Consider the following 15,061-nt stretch of genomic DNA (forward strand, 5'->3'; position numbering starts at 1 on the left):
GTATCTCATGTGTGGAATCGTCGGATACGTGGGCCCGCGGCCCAGCCAGGACATCCTTCTCGCCGGCCTGGCCCGGCTCGAGTACCGCGGCTATGACTCCGCGGGCATCGCCGTGATCGACGGCGACGGTGCGCTCGGGATGCGCAAGAAGGCGGGCAAGCTCGCCGTGCTGCGCGACTCCCTCGGCGACGCCCCGCTCGCCGATGGCACGACCGGCATCGGGCACACCCGCTGGGCCACGCACGGCGGCCCGACCGACGGCAACGCGCACCCGCACCTCGCCGATGACGACAAGCTCGCCGTGATCCACAACGGCATCATCGAGAACTTCGCGGCGCTGCGCGACGAGCTCCTCGCCGACGGCGTGGTGTTCCGCAGCGAGACCGACACCGAGGTGGCCGCGGCGCTGCTCGGCCGCGAGTACGCCGGCAACGGCGGCGACCTGGAGCTGGCGTTCCGCTCGGTCGTCAACCGCCTCGAGGGCGCGTTCACGCTGCTCGCGATGCACCAGGACCACCCCGGCCTCGTGGTCGGCGCCCGTCGCAACTCCCCGCTCGTGATCGGGCTCGGCGACGGCGAGAACTTCCTCGGCTCCGACGTCGCGGCCTTCGTCGAGCACACCCGCAAGGCGCTCGCGATCGGACAAGACCAGATCGTCTCCATCACGCCCGACGCCGTGACCGTGATCGACTTCGCCGGCACCCCGGTCACCCCCGAGCCGTTCGACGTGTCGTGGGACGCCGCGGCGGCCGAGAAGGGCGGCTGGTCCAGCTTCATGGCCAAGGAGGTCGCGGAGCAGCCCGAGGCCGTCGCCAACACCATCCGCGGTCGCATCCAGGACGGGCAGGTCGTGATCCCCGAGCTCGACGGGCTCGACGAGCTGTTCACCGGCATCAACCGCGTGATCATCACGGCGTGCGGCACGGCGTCGTACGCGGCCCTCGTGGGCAAGTACGCGATCGAGCAGTGGGCCCGCGTGGCCGTCGACGTCGAGCTCGCGCACGAGTTCCGCTACCGCGACCCCGTGATCGGCGCCGACACCCTCGTGGTGTCGATCAGCCAGTCCGGCGAGACCATGGACACGCTCATGGCCGTCAAGTACGCCCGCGAGCGCGGCGCCCGCACCCTGTCGGTGTGCAACACGCAGGGCGCGACGATCCCGCGCGAGTCTGACGCGGTCGTCTACACGCACGCGGGCCCCGAGGTCGCCGTCGCGTCGACCAAGGCGTTCTCGGCGCAGATCACGGCACTGCTGCTGCTCGGCCTGCACATGGGGCGCGTGCGCGGTGCGGTCGCCGACGCCTCCACCGACGTCGCGGAGCTGCTGGCTCTGCCGGAGAAGGTCGCCGCGGTGCTCGAGAGCGAGCAGGAGCACGTCACGCAGCTCGCCGGCTGGATGGCCGACACCCGTTCCGTGCTGTTCCTCGGCCGCCACGTGGGGTACCCGATCGCGCTCGAGGGCGCGCTCAAGCTCAAGGAGATCTCCTACATCCACGCCGAGGGCTTCGCGGCCGGCGAGCTCAAGCACGGCCCGATCGCGCTGATCGAGCCGGGGCAGCCGGTGTTCGTGCTGGTGCCGTCGCCCCGCCACTCCGCGCTGGTGCACTCCAAGGTGGTCTCCAACATCCAGGAGATCCGCGCGCGCGGCGCCCGCGTGATCGTGATCGCGGAGGAGGGCGACGCCGCGGTGCTGCCCTTCGCCGACGAGGTCATCCACATCCCGCTGGCCGGCCCGATGTTCGAGCCGCTGCTGGCCGTGGTGCCGCTGCAGATCTTCGCGATGGCGCTCGCCACCGCCAAGGGCCTCGATGTGGACCAGCCGCGCAACCTGGCCAAGTCCGTCACGGTGGAGTGAGCCGTCCTCACCCCGGTCCAATGGCCCCGTCCCGCTCCGGGGCGGGGCCATTGCGCGCGAGTAGGCTGAACGGGTGATCATCGGCACCGGCATCGACCTCGTGGACATCCCCAGGTTCGAGCGCACGATGACCCGCACGCCGCGGCTGCGCGAGCGGCTGTTCGCGCCGTCGGAGCAGGGGCTGCGGCTGCCGTCCCTGGCCGCGCGCTACGCCGCGAAGGAGGCGCTCATCAAGACCCTCGGCGGGTCGGACGGCGTGCACTGGACCGAGATCGAGATCGCCTCCGAGCCCTCGGGGCGGCCGTACTTCGTGCTGTCCGGTTCGACGGCCGCGGTCGTCGCGGAGCGCGGCATCGTGACGCTGCACCTCACCCTCACCCACGACGCAGGTCTCGCGGCCGCGTTCGTCGTCGCCGAAGGAGCACCGCTGTGACCGTCCCCTTCCGTGAGGCCACGATCGACCTCGACGCGATCGCCGACAACGTGCGGCACTTCCGCCGGCTCACCGGCGTCGAGGTGATCGCGGTGGTGAAGGCGAACGCGTACGGCCACGGCGCCGCGTCCGCCGCGGTCGCCGCGCTGTCGGCCGGGGCCACCCGGCTCGGGGTCGCCGAGATCGCGGAGGCACGGGAACTGCGGCGGCAGGGCGTGCACGCACCGATCCTCGCCTGGCTGCACGCGCCGGGCGAGCGCTTCACGCAGGCCGCGGCCGAGAACATCGAGCTAGGCATCTCCTCGTTCGACCAACTCGAGGCCGCCGCGGCCGCGGCCGCGGTCGACAGTCCCGTCGCGGTGCATCTCAAGTTCGAGACGGGGCTCTCGCGCAACGGCATCGCCCCGGGCGACTGGGGTCGCGTGCTCGCCGAGGCCGCGCGGCTCGAACGCATCGGACGGGTGCGCGTGGTGGGCCTGTTCAGTCACCTGTCCAACACCTCGCCCGAAGACGACAGGGCGGCGCTGGCGAAGTTCGAGGAGGGCGTGGCCGCCGCGGCCTCGTTCGGCATTCGCCCAGAGATCCGCCACCTCGCCGCGACCGCTGCGGCCATCGACCTGCCGGAGACGCGGCTCGACGCGGTGCGCATCGGCATCGGCCTGTACGGGCAGTCGCCGTTCGACGACCGCACCCCCGCCGAGCTGGGCCTGCGCCCAGCCATGACGCTGCGCGGTGCGGTCGCGGCCGTGCGGCGCGTGCCCGCCGGCACCGGCGTCTCCTACGGATACGACCATCGCACCGACCGCGACACCACGCTCGTGCTGGTGCCGCTGGGCTACGCCGACGGCGTGCCGCGCAGCGCCTCCGGACGCCTGCCCGTGTCGATCGGCGGACGCCGCTTCGTGAACGTCGGCCGCATCGCGATGGACCAGTTCGTGGTGGACGTGGGCGACACCCCCGTGTCGATCGGCGACGAGGTGGTGCTGTTCGGCGACCCGACGCTCGGCGTCCCCTCCGCGCGGGAGTGGGCGGACGCCGCGGGCACGATCGACTACGAGATCGTCACGCGCATCGGCCACCGGGTGCCGCGGAGGGCGTCGTGAGCGTCGACCCGGCGTTCCTCGGCCGCCGGGAGATCGCGACCGCCGAGGAGATGGAGCAGCTCGGCCTGCGGATCGGCGAGCAGCTGGAGGCGGGCGACCTGCTGATCCTCACCGGGCCGCTCGGGGCGGGCAAGACCACCTTCACCCGCGGACTCGCGGAGGGCCTCGGCGTACGCGGGCCCGTGCAGAGCCCCACGTTCGTGATCGCCCGCACGCACCCCTCGCTCGTGGGCGGCGCACCGCTCGTCCACGTCGACGCGTACCGCCTCGGCTCGGCCGCCGAGCTCGACGACCTCGACCTCGACCTGGAGCGCTCCGTGGTCGTGGTGGAGTGGGGGCGCGGCATGGCGGAAGAGCTGGCCGACGCGTGGTGGGACATCGAGCTGGAGCGGCCCGTGGGCGCGGCCGGAGCCGACAACGATCTCGACCCGTCCGAGCTCGACGCCGACGCCCCGCGTGTCGTCACGATCAGCAGGGAGCGGCGCGCATGACCGCCCGCAGCGCCGACGACCTGGTCGCCGTCATCATCGAGGACGACCCCGGCGTGCAGTCGCTGCTGGAGGAGGTGTTCCTCGCCGCAGGCTTCGAGGTCGCGGTCACGGGCTCGGGGCCGGAGGGGCTCGCGGCGGTCGAGCGGCATCAGCCGGTGATCACCACGCTCGACGTCAACCTGCCCGGCATCGACGGGTTCGAGGTGGCCCGCCGCATCCGGCGCGTGAGCGACACGTTCATCATCATGCTGTCCGCGCTCGCCGAGGAGTCCGACGTGGTGCTCGGCCTCACCTCGGGTGCCGACGAGTACCTGGTGAAGCCGTTCCGGCCGCGGGAGCTGCGCGCCAGGATCGAGGCGCTGCTGCGGCGACCGCGGCTCCCGGTGCCCACGGCGGCGACCCCCACGGCCGACCCCGTGCTGCCCGCCGGTCCCGCCGACACGACGGTCTCCACGTGGCGCGGGCGCGTACACCGCGACCTCAGCCTCGACCTCGACACCCGCCTGGTGCTCGTGGCGCAGCGCCCGGTCGAGCTCACCCCCACCGAGTTCGACCTGCTCGCCGCGCTGCTGGAGTCGCAGCGCCGTGTGTGCAGCAAGGCGGAGCTCGCCCGCGGTCTGCGCGGCGCGCCGTCCGGCGCCGCCGAGCCCGTCAGCGAACCGGACAAGCGGGCCATCGAGACCCACATGGCCAACCTGCGCCGCAAGCTCGGCGACAGCCCCACCGAGCCGCGCTACATCGAGACCGTGCGCGGCGTCGGCTATCGGCTGACCCCAGCCGGCGATCAACCCGGCTGACGGGGGTTCGAGGCCGCGGCTCCCCGACCGCGGCCCCGGATGCCTGCGAATCCCCACTCGCGCGGCCCCAGCGTCTGCGAAATCCCCAGTCGCAGTGTCGGCCCCCACTCAGAATCGTAGGGTGCGGATGTCGCCTGAAGAGCGCAGAAGCGCAATCTTTGAGTAATCTTGCGACAAAGCTGAGGATCGACCAGGGGCGGGGGCTTCATGATCCGCACAGTGTCGATCTGGCGTTGGCAATTGGTGTTCGCGGGCAGCATCGTGGCGATCGTGGTGATGGTCGCGGGCTTCAAGCCGCACACGCTCGCCATCCCGCTGTTCGTCGTGGGGATCGGCCTGGTCGTGGTGACCACCCTGATCGCCCTGATCGTGCCGTGGCAGCGGCTCCCGCGCTCCGCCGTGACGGCGCTGCCGCTGCTCGACGTGCTCGCGGTCGGCTTCACCACCAATGCGCCCGACCTGCGCCTCGGCTTCCTGTGGGTGTTCCCGGTGGTGTGGCTGGCCACCTACTTCTCGATGCCGTGGGTGTTCACCGGCATCGCGTTCAGCAGCCTGTGCCTCGTGGCGTTCGCCGACCGCTCCGGTGAGCCGGCCGACGTGCTGCTGCGCGTGCTCACCGTCGTGGTGACCCTGAGCTTCCTCGGCGTGACGGTGCGGATCGGCGCGCAGCGCTCGGGAGCGGCGCGGCGCCTGCTGGAGCGACGCTCCGAGCAGGTGAACCGCGCCGCCGAGCGGGCCGAGACGAACCAGCAGCGGGTGACCCAGATCATCGACGCGCTCGGAATCGCACTGGTCGTCGTCACCGCGCACGGGCGCATCCTGCAGATGAACGACGCCTACCGCACGCTGTACGGGCGGGACCGGTACGGCGCGGCGCTGCCCTCGGCCTCCGTCGAGTACGACGCGCGGCGCGGGAGGGCCCTCGCCCCCGACCGCACGACCCTCGCCAGGGCCGCCGCGGGGGAGGAGCTGCACGCCGAACGGGTGTGGCTGTTCGACGGGGCGGGACAGTGGCGCGCCCTCGAGGTGACCACGCAGGAGATGGCGGCGACCGGTGCCGGCGAGCGCATCGCCCTGGTGGTGATCGACGACGTCACCGCGCTCCTGGAAGCCGCCGAGGAGCGCAGGGCCCTGGCCGCGATCGTGTCGCACGAGCTGCGCAACCCGCTAACCGCGATCATCGGGCACATCGAGCTGCTGCGCGAGCGCGACGACCTCCCCGGCCGGGTGCCCGCGCAGATCGAGGTGATCGCGAACGCGGGCGAGCGGATGCAGGACCTGGTCACGAGCATGCAGACCCACAACGGCCGCCCCACCCAGGACCCGTTCGAGCCCGTGGACCTGCGGCAGGTGGTGCAGGCGTCCGCGGCCTCGTTCGCGCCGCAGATCACCGCCGCCCGCCAGGAGCTCACCCTGGAGGGCGCCGAGCGGCTGCTCATCACGGGCGACGCGTTCCGGCTGCGGCAGGTGGTGGACAACCTCGTCGGCAACGCCGTGAAGTACACCCCGACGGGCGGCCACATCGCGGTGCGGCTCGGCGAGAACGACGGGCAGGCCGAGGTCACCGTGGCCGACACGGGCATGGGCATCGCCGAGGACGAGCTCCCGCGTTTGTTCGAGCCCTACTTCCGCACCGACCGTGCCGTCCGCGGCGGGATCTCCGGCACCGGGCTCGGCATGGGCATCGCCCGAGACATCGTGGTCGCACACGACGGCGCCATCCTGGTCGCCAGCGAGGTGGGCGTCGGCACCACCGTCACCCTGCGGTTCCCCCGCCGCTCATCGAAGGAGGACAAGGCATGACCCCGCTCGTGCCCGTCAGCGTCGACGTCACCACCAGCATGGTCGCCGTCGTGACCGTGCTCACCGCGGTGGTGATCGGTCTCGCCACTCTCGCGCGCCCCACCCCGGCCACGATCGTGTGGGGCGTCGCGTTCGGCGTCGGGATGCTCGGCGCCTACCTGTGGCTCGCCGGGCACCACACCGGTCTCCCGGTGCTGCGGGCCGCATCGTCGGCACTGGTCGTGGTGTTCGTGCCCCTCGTATGGCTCGGGGTGCGCCTGCACTTCGGCCGCCGGGCGCCGTGGCTTCCGGTGATCCTGTCGTTGATCGGGGTGCCCGCCGCACTGCTGCTCACGGCGGGGACCACGTGGTACCTGCCGGTGTTCCACGTGGTGTTCCTCTCGATGGCGGTGTTCGCCGGGCTGCTGGCGTGGGAGCTGCTGCGCGGCCAGCCCCCGGCGCGGGACATCGTGATGCCGCTCGCGCTGGCCGCGTGCGGGTTCGTCGTGGTGGCGGTGGTCAGCGGCGCCTCGGCCCTCGTGTCGGGCGGCGTGAGCACGGAGGCGCAGCTGAGCGCGCTGCGCGGCATGAACGCGGTGGGGACGATCGTGGTGAGCACGTGCGCCGCGTTCACCCTCGTGCTGCTGGTGCGCGTGGAGAGCGCGGCCGGTCGCGAGACGGGGGCGGCGGACCGCGCCAGGGCGCGGCTGCGGAAGGCCGAGGCGCAGAACGACAGCGTGTGGTCGGTGCTCGACGTGCGACTGGACGACCCCGCGGACCTGCGCGAGGCGTCGAGCAGCGCCAGCTTCCGCCGGATCGCCGACCGGTTCCACGCGGACGTGCAGGAGGCGCTCCCCGCGTCGGCCGACGCCGAACGGGTGGCCGACGACCGCGCCATCGTGCTCATCCGCGGCAGCGACGAGGCCGTGCGCTTCCACCTGCGTGACATGCTGACGCGCGTGTCCGTGATCGACGCCGACGCCCCGGTCAGCGGCATCCGCTCCTCCGCGAGCATCGGCTGGGCGACGGTCTCCGTCGCGGGCTTCGACTACGACGCGCTTGCCGCGGCCGCCGCAGCCGCTGCCGTGCGCGCCCGCGAGGCCGGTGGCGACCAGTGGAAGCGGGCGACCGCGAACGACCTCGCCGCGGTGTGACCCGGCGCCCCGCGAGCCCCGGACGCCGGAGCCGCCGGACCTAGGCCGAGCGGTTCTCCCGGCCACGGGCGAGCGCGGCGGTGATGGCGCTCTCCGCCTCGGTCGCGGCGCCCGAGTCGGCCGCGGCGGAGACGTTCTCCGCACCGACCGCCTCGATGATCTCGGTGCGCTGGATGCGGGTCTCGCGCGGGGCCTTCACGCCGATGCGCACGCTGTCGCCCTTGATGTCGAGCAGCGTGACCTCGATCTCGCCGTCGATGCGTACGCTCTCACCGATCCGCCTCGTCAACACCAGCATTCGATCAGCCTACTGGTGCGACGGGGGCGGGCCCCAGCGACGCGGTCGAGGCGTCGCGCACCACGCCGATGGTCTCGATCGTCAGCTGCGCCGCGGTGGCCTCGCTGTACGACAGCACGGGCAGCCCATCGGTCTGCGCCGACACCAGCCGCCGCACCGCGGGGCGCAGCGACGGCGCGCACACCAGCACCGGCTCGGGGCCGTCCGTCTGCACGGCGACGGCCTGCTTGACCGACTCGATCACCGCCTCCAGGCGCTGCGGCTCGAACACGATCTGCGTGCCCTCGTCGCCCGGCCGCAGGCTCTCCAGCATCGCCTGCTCCAGCAGCGGGGCGATCATGACCACCCGCAGCACCCCGTTCTCCGCGAAGCGCGCCGCGATCGCGGGGCCCAGCGCCGCCCTGGCGGCCTCGATCAGCCCCTCCGGATCGGTCGACGTCTTGGCGCGTAGCGCGAGCGCCTCGTAGATGCGGCTGAGGTCGTTGATCGGCACGCGCTCCGCGAGCAGTCCCTGCAGCACGCGCTGGATCTCGGCGAGCGACAGCTGCGCCGGCGTGAGCTCCTCGACCGCCGAGGGCGACACCTGCTTGAGCGCGTCCGTGAGCTGCCGCACGTCCTCGCGCGACAGCAGCCGTGCGGCGTGCGTCTGGATCACGCTCGACAGGTGCGTCACGATCACGCTGGCCCTGTCGATCACGGTCGCCCCGGCGTACTCGGCGCTGTGGCGCATCTCCATCGGGATCCACTTGCCCTCCAGCCCGAACACGGGGTCGAGGGCCGCGGTGCCCGGCAGCGAGTCGAGCCCGGAGCCGAGCGCGAGCACCGACCCGCCCGGCGCGGTCCCGCGGCCCGTCTCGACCCCCGCGATGCGGATCACGTACGTGGCCTGCGGCAGCTCGATGCTGTCGCGCGTGCGCACGGGAGGGGTGACCAGCCCCAGGTCGAGCGCGATGCGCCGCCGCAGCGCCTTCACGCGGGCGAGCAGGTCGTCGGGGCCGCCCGTGACGAGATCCACGATGTCGGGCGACAGGAGGATCTCGAGCGGGTGTACGCGCATGCGCTCGATGAGCTCCTCCGGCTGCTCGGCCGGCGGCGTGGCCGGCGCCTTCGCGGCCTCGGCCTCCTCGCGCTTCCTCGTCGCCGTGATCCGCTGCGCGACGAGCAGCAGCAGCGCCCCGATCGCGACGAACGGCAGCATCGGCATGTGCGGGATGAGCGACATGATGATGGCCGCGCACCCGGCGATCAGCAGCGCGTTGCGGGACTGCCCGAGCTGGGTGGACGCGGCCGTGCCCATCTCGGTCTCCGCGGTCGAACGGGTCACGATCATGCCCGTCGAGACCGCCATGAGCAGCGCGGGGATCTGGGTGACGAGGCCGTCGCCGATCGTGAGCAGGCTGTACGTGCTCACGGCCTGATCGATGCTCATGCCGTGCTGCACGAGCCCGATCGCGATGCCGCCCACGATGTTGATGATGATGATCACGAGTCCCGCGATCGCGTCGCCCTTGACGAACTTCGACGCACCGTCCATGGCGCCGTAGAAGTCGGCCTCGGCGGCCACCTCGGCGCGCCGCTGCCTGGCCTCGGTGTCGGTGATGAGCCCCGCGTTGAGGTCGGCGTCGATCGCCATCTGCTTGCCGGGCATCGCGTCGAGCGTGAACCGCGCACCCACCTCGGCCACCCGCTCGGCACCCTTGGTCACCACCACGAACTGGATCACCACGAGGATGAGGAACACGACCGCGCCGATGATGAGCGAGCCGCCGACCGCGATCGCGCCGAACGCCTCGATCACCTGGCCCGCGTATGCCTCGCCCAGCACGAGCCGCGTGGAGGCGACGTTGAGGCCGAGACGGAACAGCGTCGCCACGAGCAGCAGCGAGGGGAACACGGAGAAGTCGAGCGGCTTCTTCACGAACATCGACGTCAGCAGTATCACCAGCGCGAACATGATGTTGAGGATGATGAGCACGTCGAGCAGGAACGGCGGCACGGGAACGACGAGCAGCATGATGATGCCGACGACCCCGATCGGCACCATCAGCGTGGTGAGCAGCTTCTTCATGCGGTCCTCCGGTAGGGGAGAGAGTGGATGCCGCGGGCGGCGCCGCGACGCCGCAGGGCGTCGACGAACACGAGCACGCGCGCCACGGCGTTGTACAGGTCTTCGGGGATCTCGTGGCCCAGCTCGCACGCGGCGTGCAGCGAGCGCGCGAGGGCGATGTCGCGCACGAGCGGCACCCCCGCCTCCAGGGCCTTCTCACGGATGCGCTCGGCGATCACCCCGCTGCCCTTCGCGACCACGCGCGGTGCGGACGTCCCGGCCTCGTAGCTCAGGGCGATCGCGATGTGCGTGGGGTTGACCACCACGACGTCGGAGTTCCCGACCGCCGCGATCATGCGGTTGCGGCTCATCGCGAGCTGCCGCGAGCGGCGCTGCTGGCGGATCAGCGGGTCGCCCTCGGAGTTCTTGTTCTCGTCGCGCACTTCCTTCTTCGTCATGCGCGTGTGCTTGCGGTTGCGGCGCATCACCACGAACAGGTCGATCGCCGCGAGCACCAGGCCCACGCCGATCGCGGTCTGCAGCAGCGCCGCGGTGCCGTCGCTCGCCGTGCCCAGCAGCCGCGACACCGAGTAGGCGCCGCTGCCCGTGAGCACCGGCATGAGCCCGGCGACCACGATCCACAGGGCCAGGCCGATCGCAGCGGTCTTGAGCAGGGCCTTCGCGCCCTCCCACAGCGCCTGCAGGCCGAACACCCGCCGCATGCCGGACACCAGGTTGAACTGCTCGAAGCGCCCGGAGAGCGTGCGCAGGTGCACGCCGCCCTGCACGACCGCGCCGAGCAGGGTCACGATCGCGACCGCCGCGAGCAGCGCGCCGAGCGTGGGGAGGACCGAGGCGAGTCCGCGGCCCAGTGCCCCGAGCGCCGCCTCGGGCGACGGCGCCTGCATGAGGGAGTTGAGCGAGATGAGCTGCTCCGTGCCCGCCGCGGTCCCGGCGTCGATCGCGGCGGGCATCATGACGGCGGCCGCGCCGATGCCCAGCCATGCGGTCAGGTCCTGGCTGCGGGCGAGGCGTCCCTTCTGGCGCGCTTCGCGGAGGTGCTTGTCCGTCGCCTTCTCGCTGCGCTCTCCGCTGTCCGATCCGCTCACGGCATCACCCCCTGCATCAGCCGGAAGGCCTGCGAGGCGAGCGCGTCGACGATGCCGGGGAAGGCCACGTACACGGCACCGGCGAGCAGCAGCGTCAGCAGGATCTTCACCGGGAAGCCCATCGCGAAGGCGTTCAGCGCGGGGGCGACGCGCGTGATGAGCCCGAGCCCGACGTCGGCGAGGAACAGCACCAGGACGAGCGGACCGGCGATCTGCACGGCCGCGAGCACCAGCTGCGAGACCCCCTCGACCAGCAGTTCGGTGGGACCGGCGACCGCGAAGATGCCGTCGACGGGCACGGCGTCGAAGCTGCGGGCGAGCCCGGCGAGGATGAGCTGGTACCCGCCGGACGCGAACAGCAGCGTGAGCGCCGTGAGGTGGAACAGGCGCGTGAACTGGGCGCCGTTCACCATGGCCGCCGGGTCGAACGCCTGCGCGAGCTGGAACCCGCCGAACACGTCGATCAGGCTGCCCGCGGCCTGCAGCGCCGCGAAGCACATCATCACCAGGAAGCCGAGCAGCGCACCCGTCAGGATCTGCAGCACCAGCGCGCCGAGGAACGGCCCGGTGCCGAGCGGCTCGTAGCCGGGGGCGACGGCTGCGCCCACCGCGAGCGACAGCCCGATCGACAGCATGGCCTTCACGCGCACCGGGATCGCACCGTAGGAGAACGGCGGGGCGATCATGATGAACGCGGTGATGCGCACGGCGGCGAGCATGGTGGCCTCGAGCCACGCGAAGTCGATCGGGATGAACACGCGCTCACCCGCTCAGCAGGGCGGGGATGCGGGCGAACATCTCGTTCGTGAAGGCGATGATCTCGGCGATCATCCAGTTCCCGGCGATGAGCAGGGCGATGCCGACCGCGACGATCTTCGGCACGAACGACAGCGTCACCTCCTGCACCTGGGTGATGGACTGCAGGAGCGAGATCGCGAAGCCCACCACGAGCGCGGTGACGAGCATGGGGGCGGCGAGCTTGGCCGCGATGAGCAGTCCCTGCGCGCCGATGTCGAGCACGGCCTCCGGGCTCATCCGACACCTCCGTAGCTCTCCAGGAGGGCCTTGATGATGAGCCCCCAGCCGTCGACGAGGATGAACAGCAGGATCTTGAACGGCAGCGAGATCATCACCGGCGGGAGCATCATCATGCCCATCGACATCAGCGCGGCCGCCACGACGAGGTCGATCACCAGGAACGGCACGAAGATCACGAAGCCGATGATGAACGCCGCCCGCAGCTCGGAGATCATGAACGCCGGGATGAGCGTGTACATCGGCACGCTCGCCGGGTCGTCCGGGTTGTCCTGCCCGGCCATGCGGGTCATCAGCGCGAGGTCCTCCTCGCGCGTGTAGTGCAGCATCCACTCGCGCAGCGGGCCCTGGCCGATGTCGACCGCCTGCGTGAACGTGAGCGCGCCATCGATGTAGGGCTGCACCGCGAGCGTGTTGATCTCGGTGAGCACGGGCCACATGATGAACAGCGACAGGAACAGCGACAGCCCCGCCAGCACCTGGTTCGGCGGGATCGTGGGCAGCGACAGGGCGTTGCGGGTCATCGCCAGCACCACGAAGATCTTCGTGAACGACGACATCATCAGCAGTAGCGCGGGCGCGACCGACAGCAGCGTGATGCCCAGCAGCGTGAGGATCGAGCCGGACGGGGTGCCGTCGACCCCGTTGATGTCGATCGAGACGCCCTCGCCCTGGTCGTCCGGCAGCACTTCGGCGTGCGCGGCCGCGCCGTTCCACAGCACCAGCACCGCGACCACGAGCAGCACGGCGGCCGTGAGGGCGAGCAGCCGCCACGGCGCACGGCGACGCGGGGCGGCCAGGGGTGGCGTCATCGTGCGCGCCGGAGGGCCTCGGCGGTCTGCCGCCAGGTGTCGGGGGAGAGGATGGAGCCGCGCAGGGGGTCGTTGCGGTGGCGCACGCGGCGGCGCAGTTCGGGGGCGTCGGCCCCGCCGCCCTGGGGTGCGGTGCCCGGGGTCGCCGGGGTCGCGGTGCCGGAGAACGAGGGCGTGCCGGTGAGCGCGGCGGCCGCCAGGATGCGGTCGAACTCCGCGGCGTCGGCGGCGGCGTCGCGCGGGGCGGGCCCCGACGCGGGGGCGGACGACGGCGGCTCGGGGCGCACCGGGAGGCGGTCCACCACGCTCACGCCGTGCTCCGTGACGCCGAGCACGTAGCGGGCGTCCTCGGTCTGCACGACCACGAGCTGCGCCTTCGCCCCGATGCCCTGGCGGCCGAGGACCGTGATCGGCTCGGCGTCGCGCTTGCGGGCCTGGGTCTTCGCGACCCGGCGCTGCAGGAACCAGAGCAGGCCGAGCACCGCCGCCAGGGAGAGCCCGACCCGCAGGGCGAGCAGCAGGTCGTCCAGGGTCAGGCCTCGACGTTCTCGAGGATGCGGGTGATCCGCACCGCGTAGTCCTGATCGACCACCACGACCTCGCCGTGCGCGATCGTGCGGCCGTTGAGCTTCACGTCCGCGGGGGCGCCGGCCGAGCGGTCCAGCTCCACGATGCGACCGGGCTCCAGGTCGAGCACGTCGCGCACCGCCATGCGCGTGCGGCCGATCTCGACCGTCAGCTCCATCTCCACACCCGCGATGCGGTGCAGGCGCCCGTCGCTGCCCGCGGGCCGTGCCGGGCGGTGGGTGATGCGCACCGCGAGGCGGCCGATCGTGCGCTCGCCCTCGTCGACCAGGTCGAACAGCTGTGCGTGCGGGTCGGCGAACAGCGCCGAGGCGTCGCCGGTGGCGGCCTCGCCCAGCACGCCGGGGCCGAGCGCGGTCACGGCGGCCTCCAGCGCGTCGAGCAGCCGGTCGGCGACCGGTCGCCCGGCCAGGCCGTCGATCAGCGCATCCGGGTCGAGCAGCTGCACCGCGAGCTGGGCTCCCGCCTCGCCCACGAACTGCACCACGACCGCGTCACCGGTGTCGCCCGAGGCCTGCGATGCGCGCGCGGTGACGGGCGCTGCGGTGGGGAGCCGGGCGGCGAAGGCGGCGGCGACGGCGGATTCGTATGCGGTGGTGCTGGTCACGCGGACTCCTGGGCGGCGGGGGCGGATGCGGGGACGGTGGCCGTGACGACGCACGCGAGACGGGCGCCGGAGCTGCCCACCGCGGCCGTCGCGACGGTCTGATCGCCGACCGTGAGCAGCAGCGGCCGGTCGGCGGAGTGAGGGAGCGCGAGGAGGTCGCCGACCGCGAGGTCGAGCACCTCCCGCGGCAGGACCGCGCGCGGTGCGAGGCGCAGCGCGACCTCGACCGGCGACGCCTCGACCTGGCGCCGCACGAGGCCGGGGGCCTCCGAGCGATCGGTGAGGGCCTCGCGCACGGCGAACCCGGACAGGATCGACGAGGGCAGCATGATGCTCGCCGGCACCGTGCGCCCGCCGTGCCGCATCGACAGCCGCGCCACGATCACCGGCTCCCCGGCGGCCGCGACCTGCGCGAACTGCGAACTGTACTGGATCCCGGCGACCGTGACCCCGGTGGGCAGCAGTCCGTCGAGCGCGGTGGCGAGGTGGTCGGTGGCCTCCGTCACGAGGGAGCGCAGCAGCGCCTGCTCGATCGGCGTGAAGGTGCGGTCCTCCACGGTGACGGCGGAGCGCCCGCCCACCATCTGCACGATCCACGAAGTGGCGGTGGAGGTCGGCACCTGCAGGATCATCCGCTCGTCCGAGTCGGGCAGGGCGCACACGATCATGGTCGTGGTGGTCGGCAGCGACTGGGCATACTCGCCGTAGGTGAGCATGCCGACGTGCTCGACGGCGATCGTGGCACGCACGTGGATGCGGCCGGACAGCTGCGCCGACCACTGCCTGGCGAACGTCTCGAACGCGAGCTCGAGCGTGCGCGCGTGCTCGCGCGACAGCGTCGCCGCACGGCCGAAGTCGTACACCTCGACCTCGGCGGTCGCCGTCGCCGCGTGTGCGCGCACCGCGGAGCGCACACCGTCATCCATCACCACGTACCCGACTATCGGGCGGCG

Annotated in this window: 16 protein-coding genes; 7 read left to right on the top strand and 9 right to left on the bottom strand. The window is 72.3% G+C overall.

The window, feature by feature from the left end; translation table 11 throughout:
• Window positions 1-7: 7 nt before the first annotated feature.
• From glmS to KE274_RS04105, 7 genes are all read left to right on the top strand, one after another.
• Entirely contained in the window at window positions 8-1,855 is a 1,848-nt protein-coding gene (gene glmS / locus KE274_RS04075) for a glutamine--fructose-6-phosphate transaminase (isomerizing) (RefSeq protein ID WP_211541369.1), read from the top strand.
• A gap of 73 nt (window positions 1,856-1,928) precedes the next feature.
• The gene (locus KE274_RS04080) at window positions 1,929-2,288 is read left to right on the top strand and encodes a holo-ACP synthase (RefSeq protein ID WP_211541370.1); all 360 of its coding nucleotides are present in this window, start codon (window positions 1,929-1,931) and stop codon (window positions 2,286-2,288) included.
• Window positions 2,285-3,391, top strand: coding sequence for an alanine racemase (gene alr, locus KE274_RS04085; RefSeq protein WP_211541371.1), 1,107 nt, complete (start codon window positions 2,285-2,287; stop codon window positions 3,389-3,391). The genes KE274_RS04080 and alr overlap by 4 nt, the downstream gene beginning before the upstream one ends.
• Window positions 3,388-3,882 carry a tRNA (adenosine(37)-N6)-threonylcarbamoyltransferase complex ATPase subunit type 1 TsaE gene (gene tsaE / locus KE274_RS04090; protein ID WP_439957708.1) on the top strand — a complete coding sequence of 165 codons (495 nt, stop codon included), beginning with the start codon at window positions 3,388-3,390 and terminating at the stop codon, window positions 3,880-3,882. Before alr ends, tsaE begins: the two co-directional genes overlap by 4 nt.
• Complete coding sequence (locus KE274_RS04095) at window positions 3,879-4,679, top strand: response regulator transcription factor (protein WP_211541372.1); 801 nt, start codon at window positions 3,879-3,881, stop codon at window positions 4,677-4,679. The genes tsaE and KE274_RS04095 overlap by 4 nt, the downstream gene beginning before the upstream one ends.
• 207 nt (window positions 4,680-4,886) lie before the next feature.
• Window positions 4,887-6,482, top strand: a complete 1,596-nt coding sequence (locus tag KE274_RS04100; RefSeq protein WP_211541373.1) for a sensor histidine kinase — start codon at window positions 4,887-4,889, stop codon at window positions 6,480-6,482.
• Window positions 6,479-7,615, top strand: coding sequence for a hypothetical protein (locus KE274_RS04105; RefSeq protein ID WP_211541374.1), 1,137 nt, complete (start codon window positions 6,479-6,481; stop codon window positions 7,613-7,615). The genes KE274_RS04100 and KE274_RS04105 overlap by 4 nt, the downstream gene beginning before the upstream one ends.
• A gap of 40 nt (window positions 7,616-7,655) precedes the next feature.
• Here KE274_RS04105 and csrA read toward each other — a convergent pair whose 3' ends face one another.
• From csrA to KE274_RS04150, 9 genes are read right to left on the bottom strand one after another with little or no spacing between them, the layout of a single operon-like run.
• Entirely contained in the window at window positions 7,656-7,913 is a 258-nt protein-coding gene (gene csrA / locus KE274_RS16630; RefSeq protein ID WP_211541375.1) for a carbon storage regulator CsrA, read from the bottom strand.
• 4 nt (window positions 7,914-7,917) lie between these two features.
• The gene (locus tag KE274_RS04115) at window positions 7,918-9,981 is read right to left on the bottom strand and encodes a flagellar biosynthesis protein FlhA (protein ID WP_211541376.1); all 2,064 of its coding nucleotides are present in this window, start codon (window positions 9,979-9,981) and stop codon (window positions 7,918-7,920) included.
• Window positions 9,978-11,069, bottom strand: coding sequence for an EscU/YscU/HrcU family type III secretion system export apparatus switch protein (locus KE274_RS04120; protein ID WP_211541377.1), 1,092 nt, complete (start codon window positions 11,067-11,069; stop codon window positions 9,978-9,980). Before KE274_RS04120 ends, KE274_RS04115 begins: the two co-directional genes overlap by 4 nt.
• Window positions 11,066-11,827 (bottom strand): flagellar biosynthetic protein FliR, encoded by a 762-nt coding sequence (locus KE274_RS04125; protein ID WP_211541378.1) that lies wholly within the window; start codon window positions 11,825-11,827, stop codon window positions 11,066-11,068. The genes KE274_RS04120 and KE274_RS04125 overlap by 4 nt, the downstream gene beginning before the upstream one ends.
• Window positions 11,828-11,831: 4 nt before the next feature.
• On the bottom strand, window positions 11,832-12,104 hold the full coding sequence (gene fliQ, locus KE274_RS04130) for a flagellar biosynthesis protein FliQ (RefSeq protein WP_136029649.1): 273 nt from the start codon (window positions 12,102-12,104) through the stop codon (window positions 11,832-11,834).
• Window positions 12,101-12,916 (bottom strand): flagellar type III secretion system pore protein FliP, encoded by an 816-nt coding sequence (gene fliP / locus KE274_RS04135; protein WP_211541379.1) that lies wholly within the window; start codon window positions 12,914-12,916, stop codon window positions 12,101-12,103. Before fliP ends, fliQ begins: the two co-directional genes overlap by 4 nt.
• The gene (locus KE274_RS04140) at window positions 12,913-13,398 is read right to left on the bottom strand and encodes a flagellar biosynthetic protein FliO (RefSeq protein WP_307872143.1); all 486 of its coding nucleotides are present in this window, start codon (window positions 13,396-13,398) and stop codon (window positions 12,913-12,915) included. Before KE274_RS04140 ends, fliP begins: the two co-directional genes overlap by 4 nt.
• Window positions 13,399-13,448: 50 nt before the next feature.
• Complete coding sequence (gene fliN, locus KE274_RS16760; protein WP_211541380.1) at window positions 13,449-14,108, bottom strand: flagellar motor switch protein FliN; 660 nt, start codon at window positions 14,106-14,108, stop codon at window positions 13,449-13,451.
• Window positions 14,105-15,034, bottom strand: coding sequence for a flagellar motor switch protein FliM (locus KE274_RS04150; RefSeq protein ID WP_249186058.1), 930 nt, complete (start codon window positions 15,032-15,034; stop codon window positions 14,105-14,107). Before KE274_RS04150 ends, fliN begins: the two co-directional genes overlap by 4 nt.
• Window positions 15,035-15,061: the final 27 nt, after the last annotated feature.

Origin of the sequence: Microbacterium paraoxydans (assembly GCF_018224615.1) — a bacterium.
GTDB lineage: Bacteria > Actinomycetota > Actinomycetes > Actinomycetales > Microbacteriaceae > Microbacterium > Microbacterium paraoxydans_B.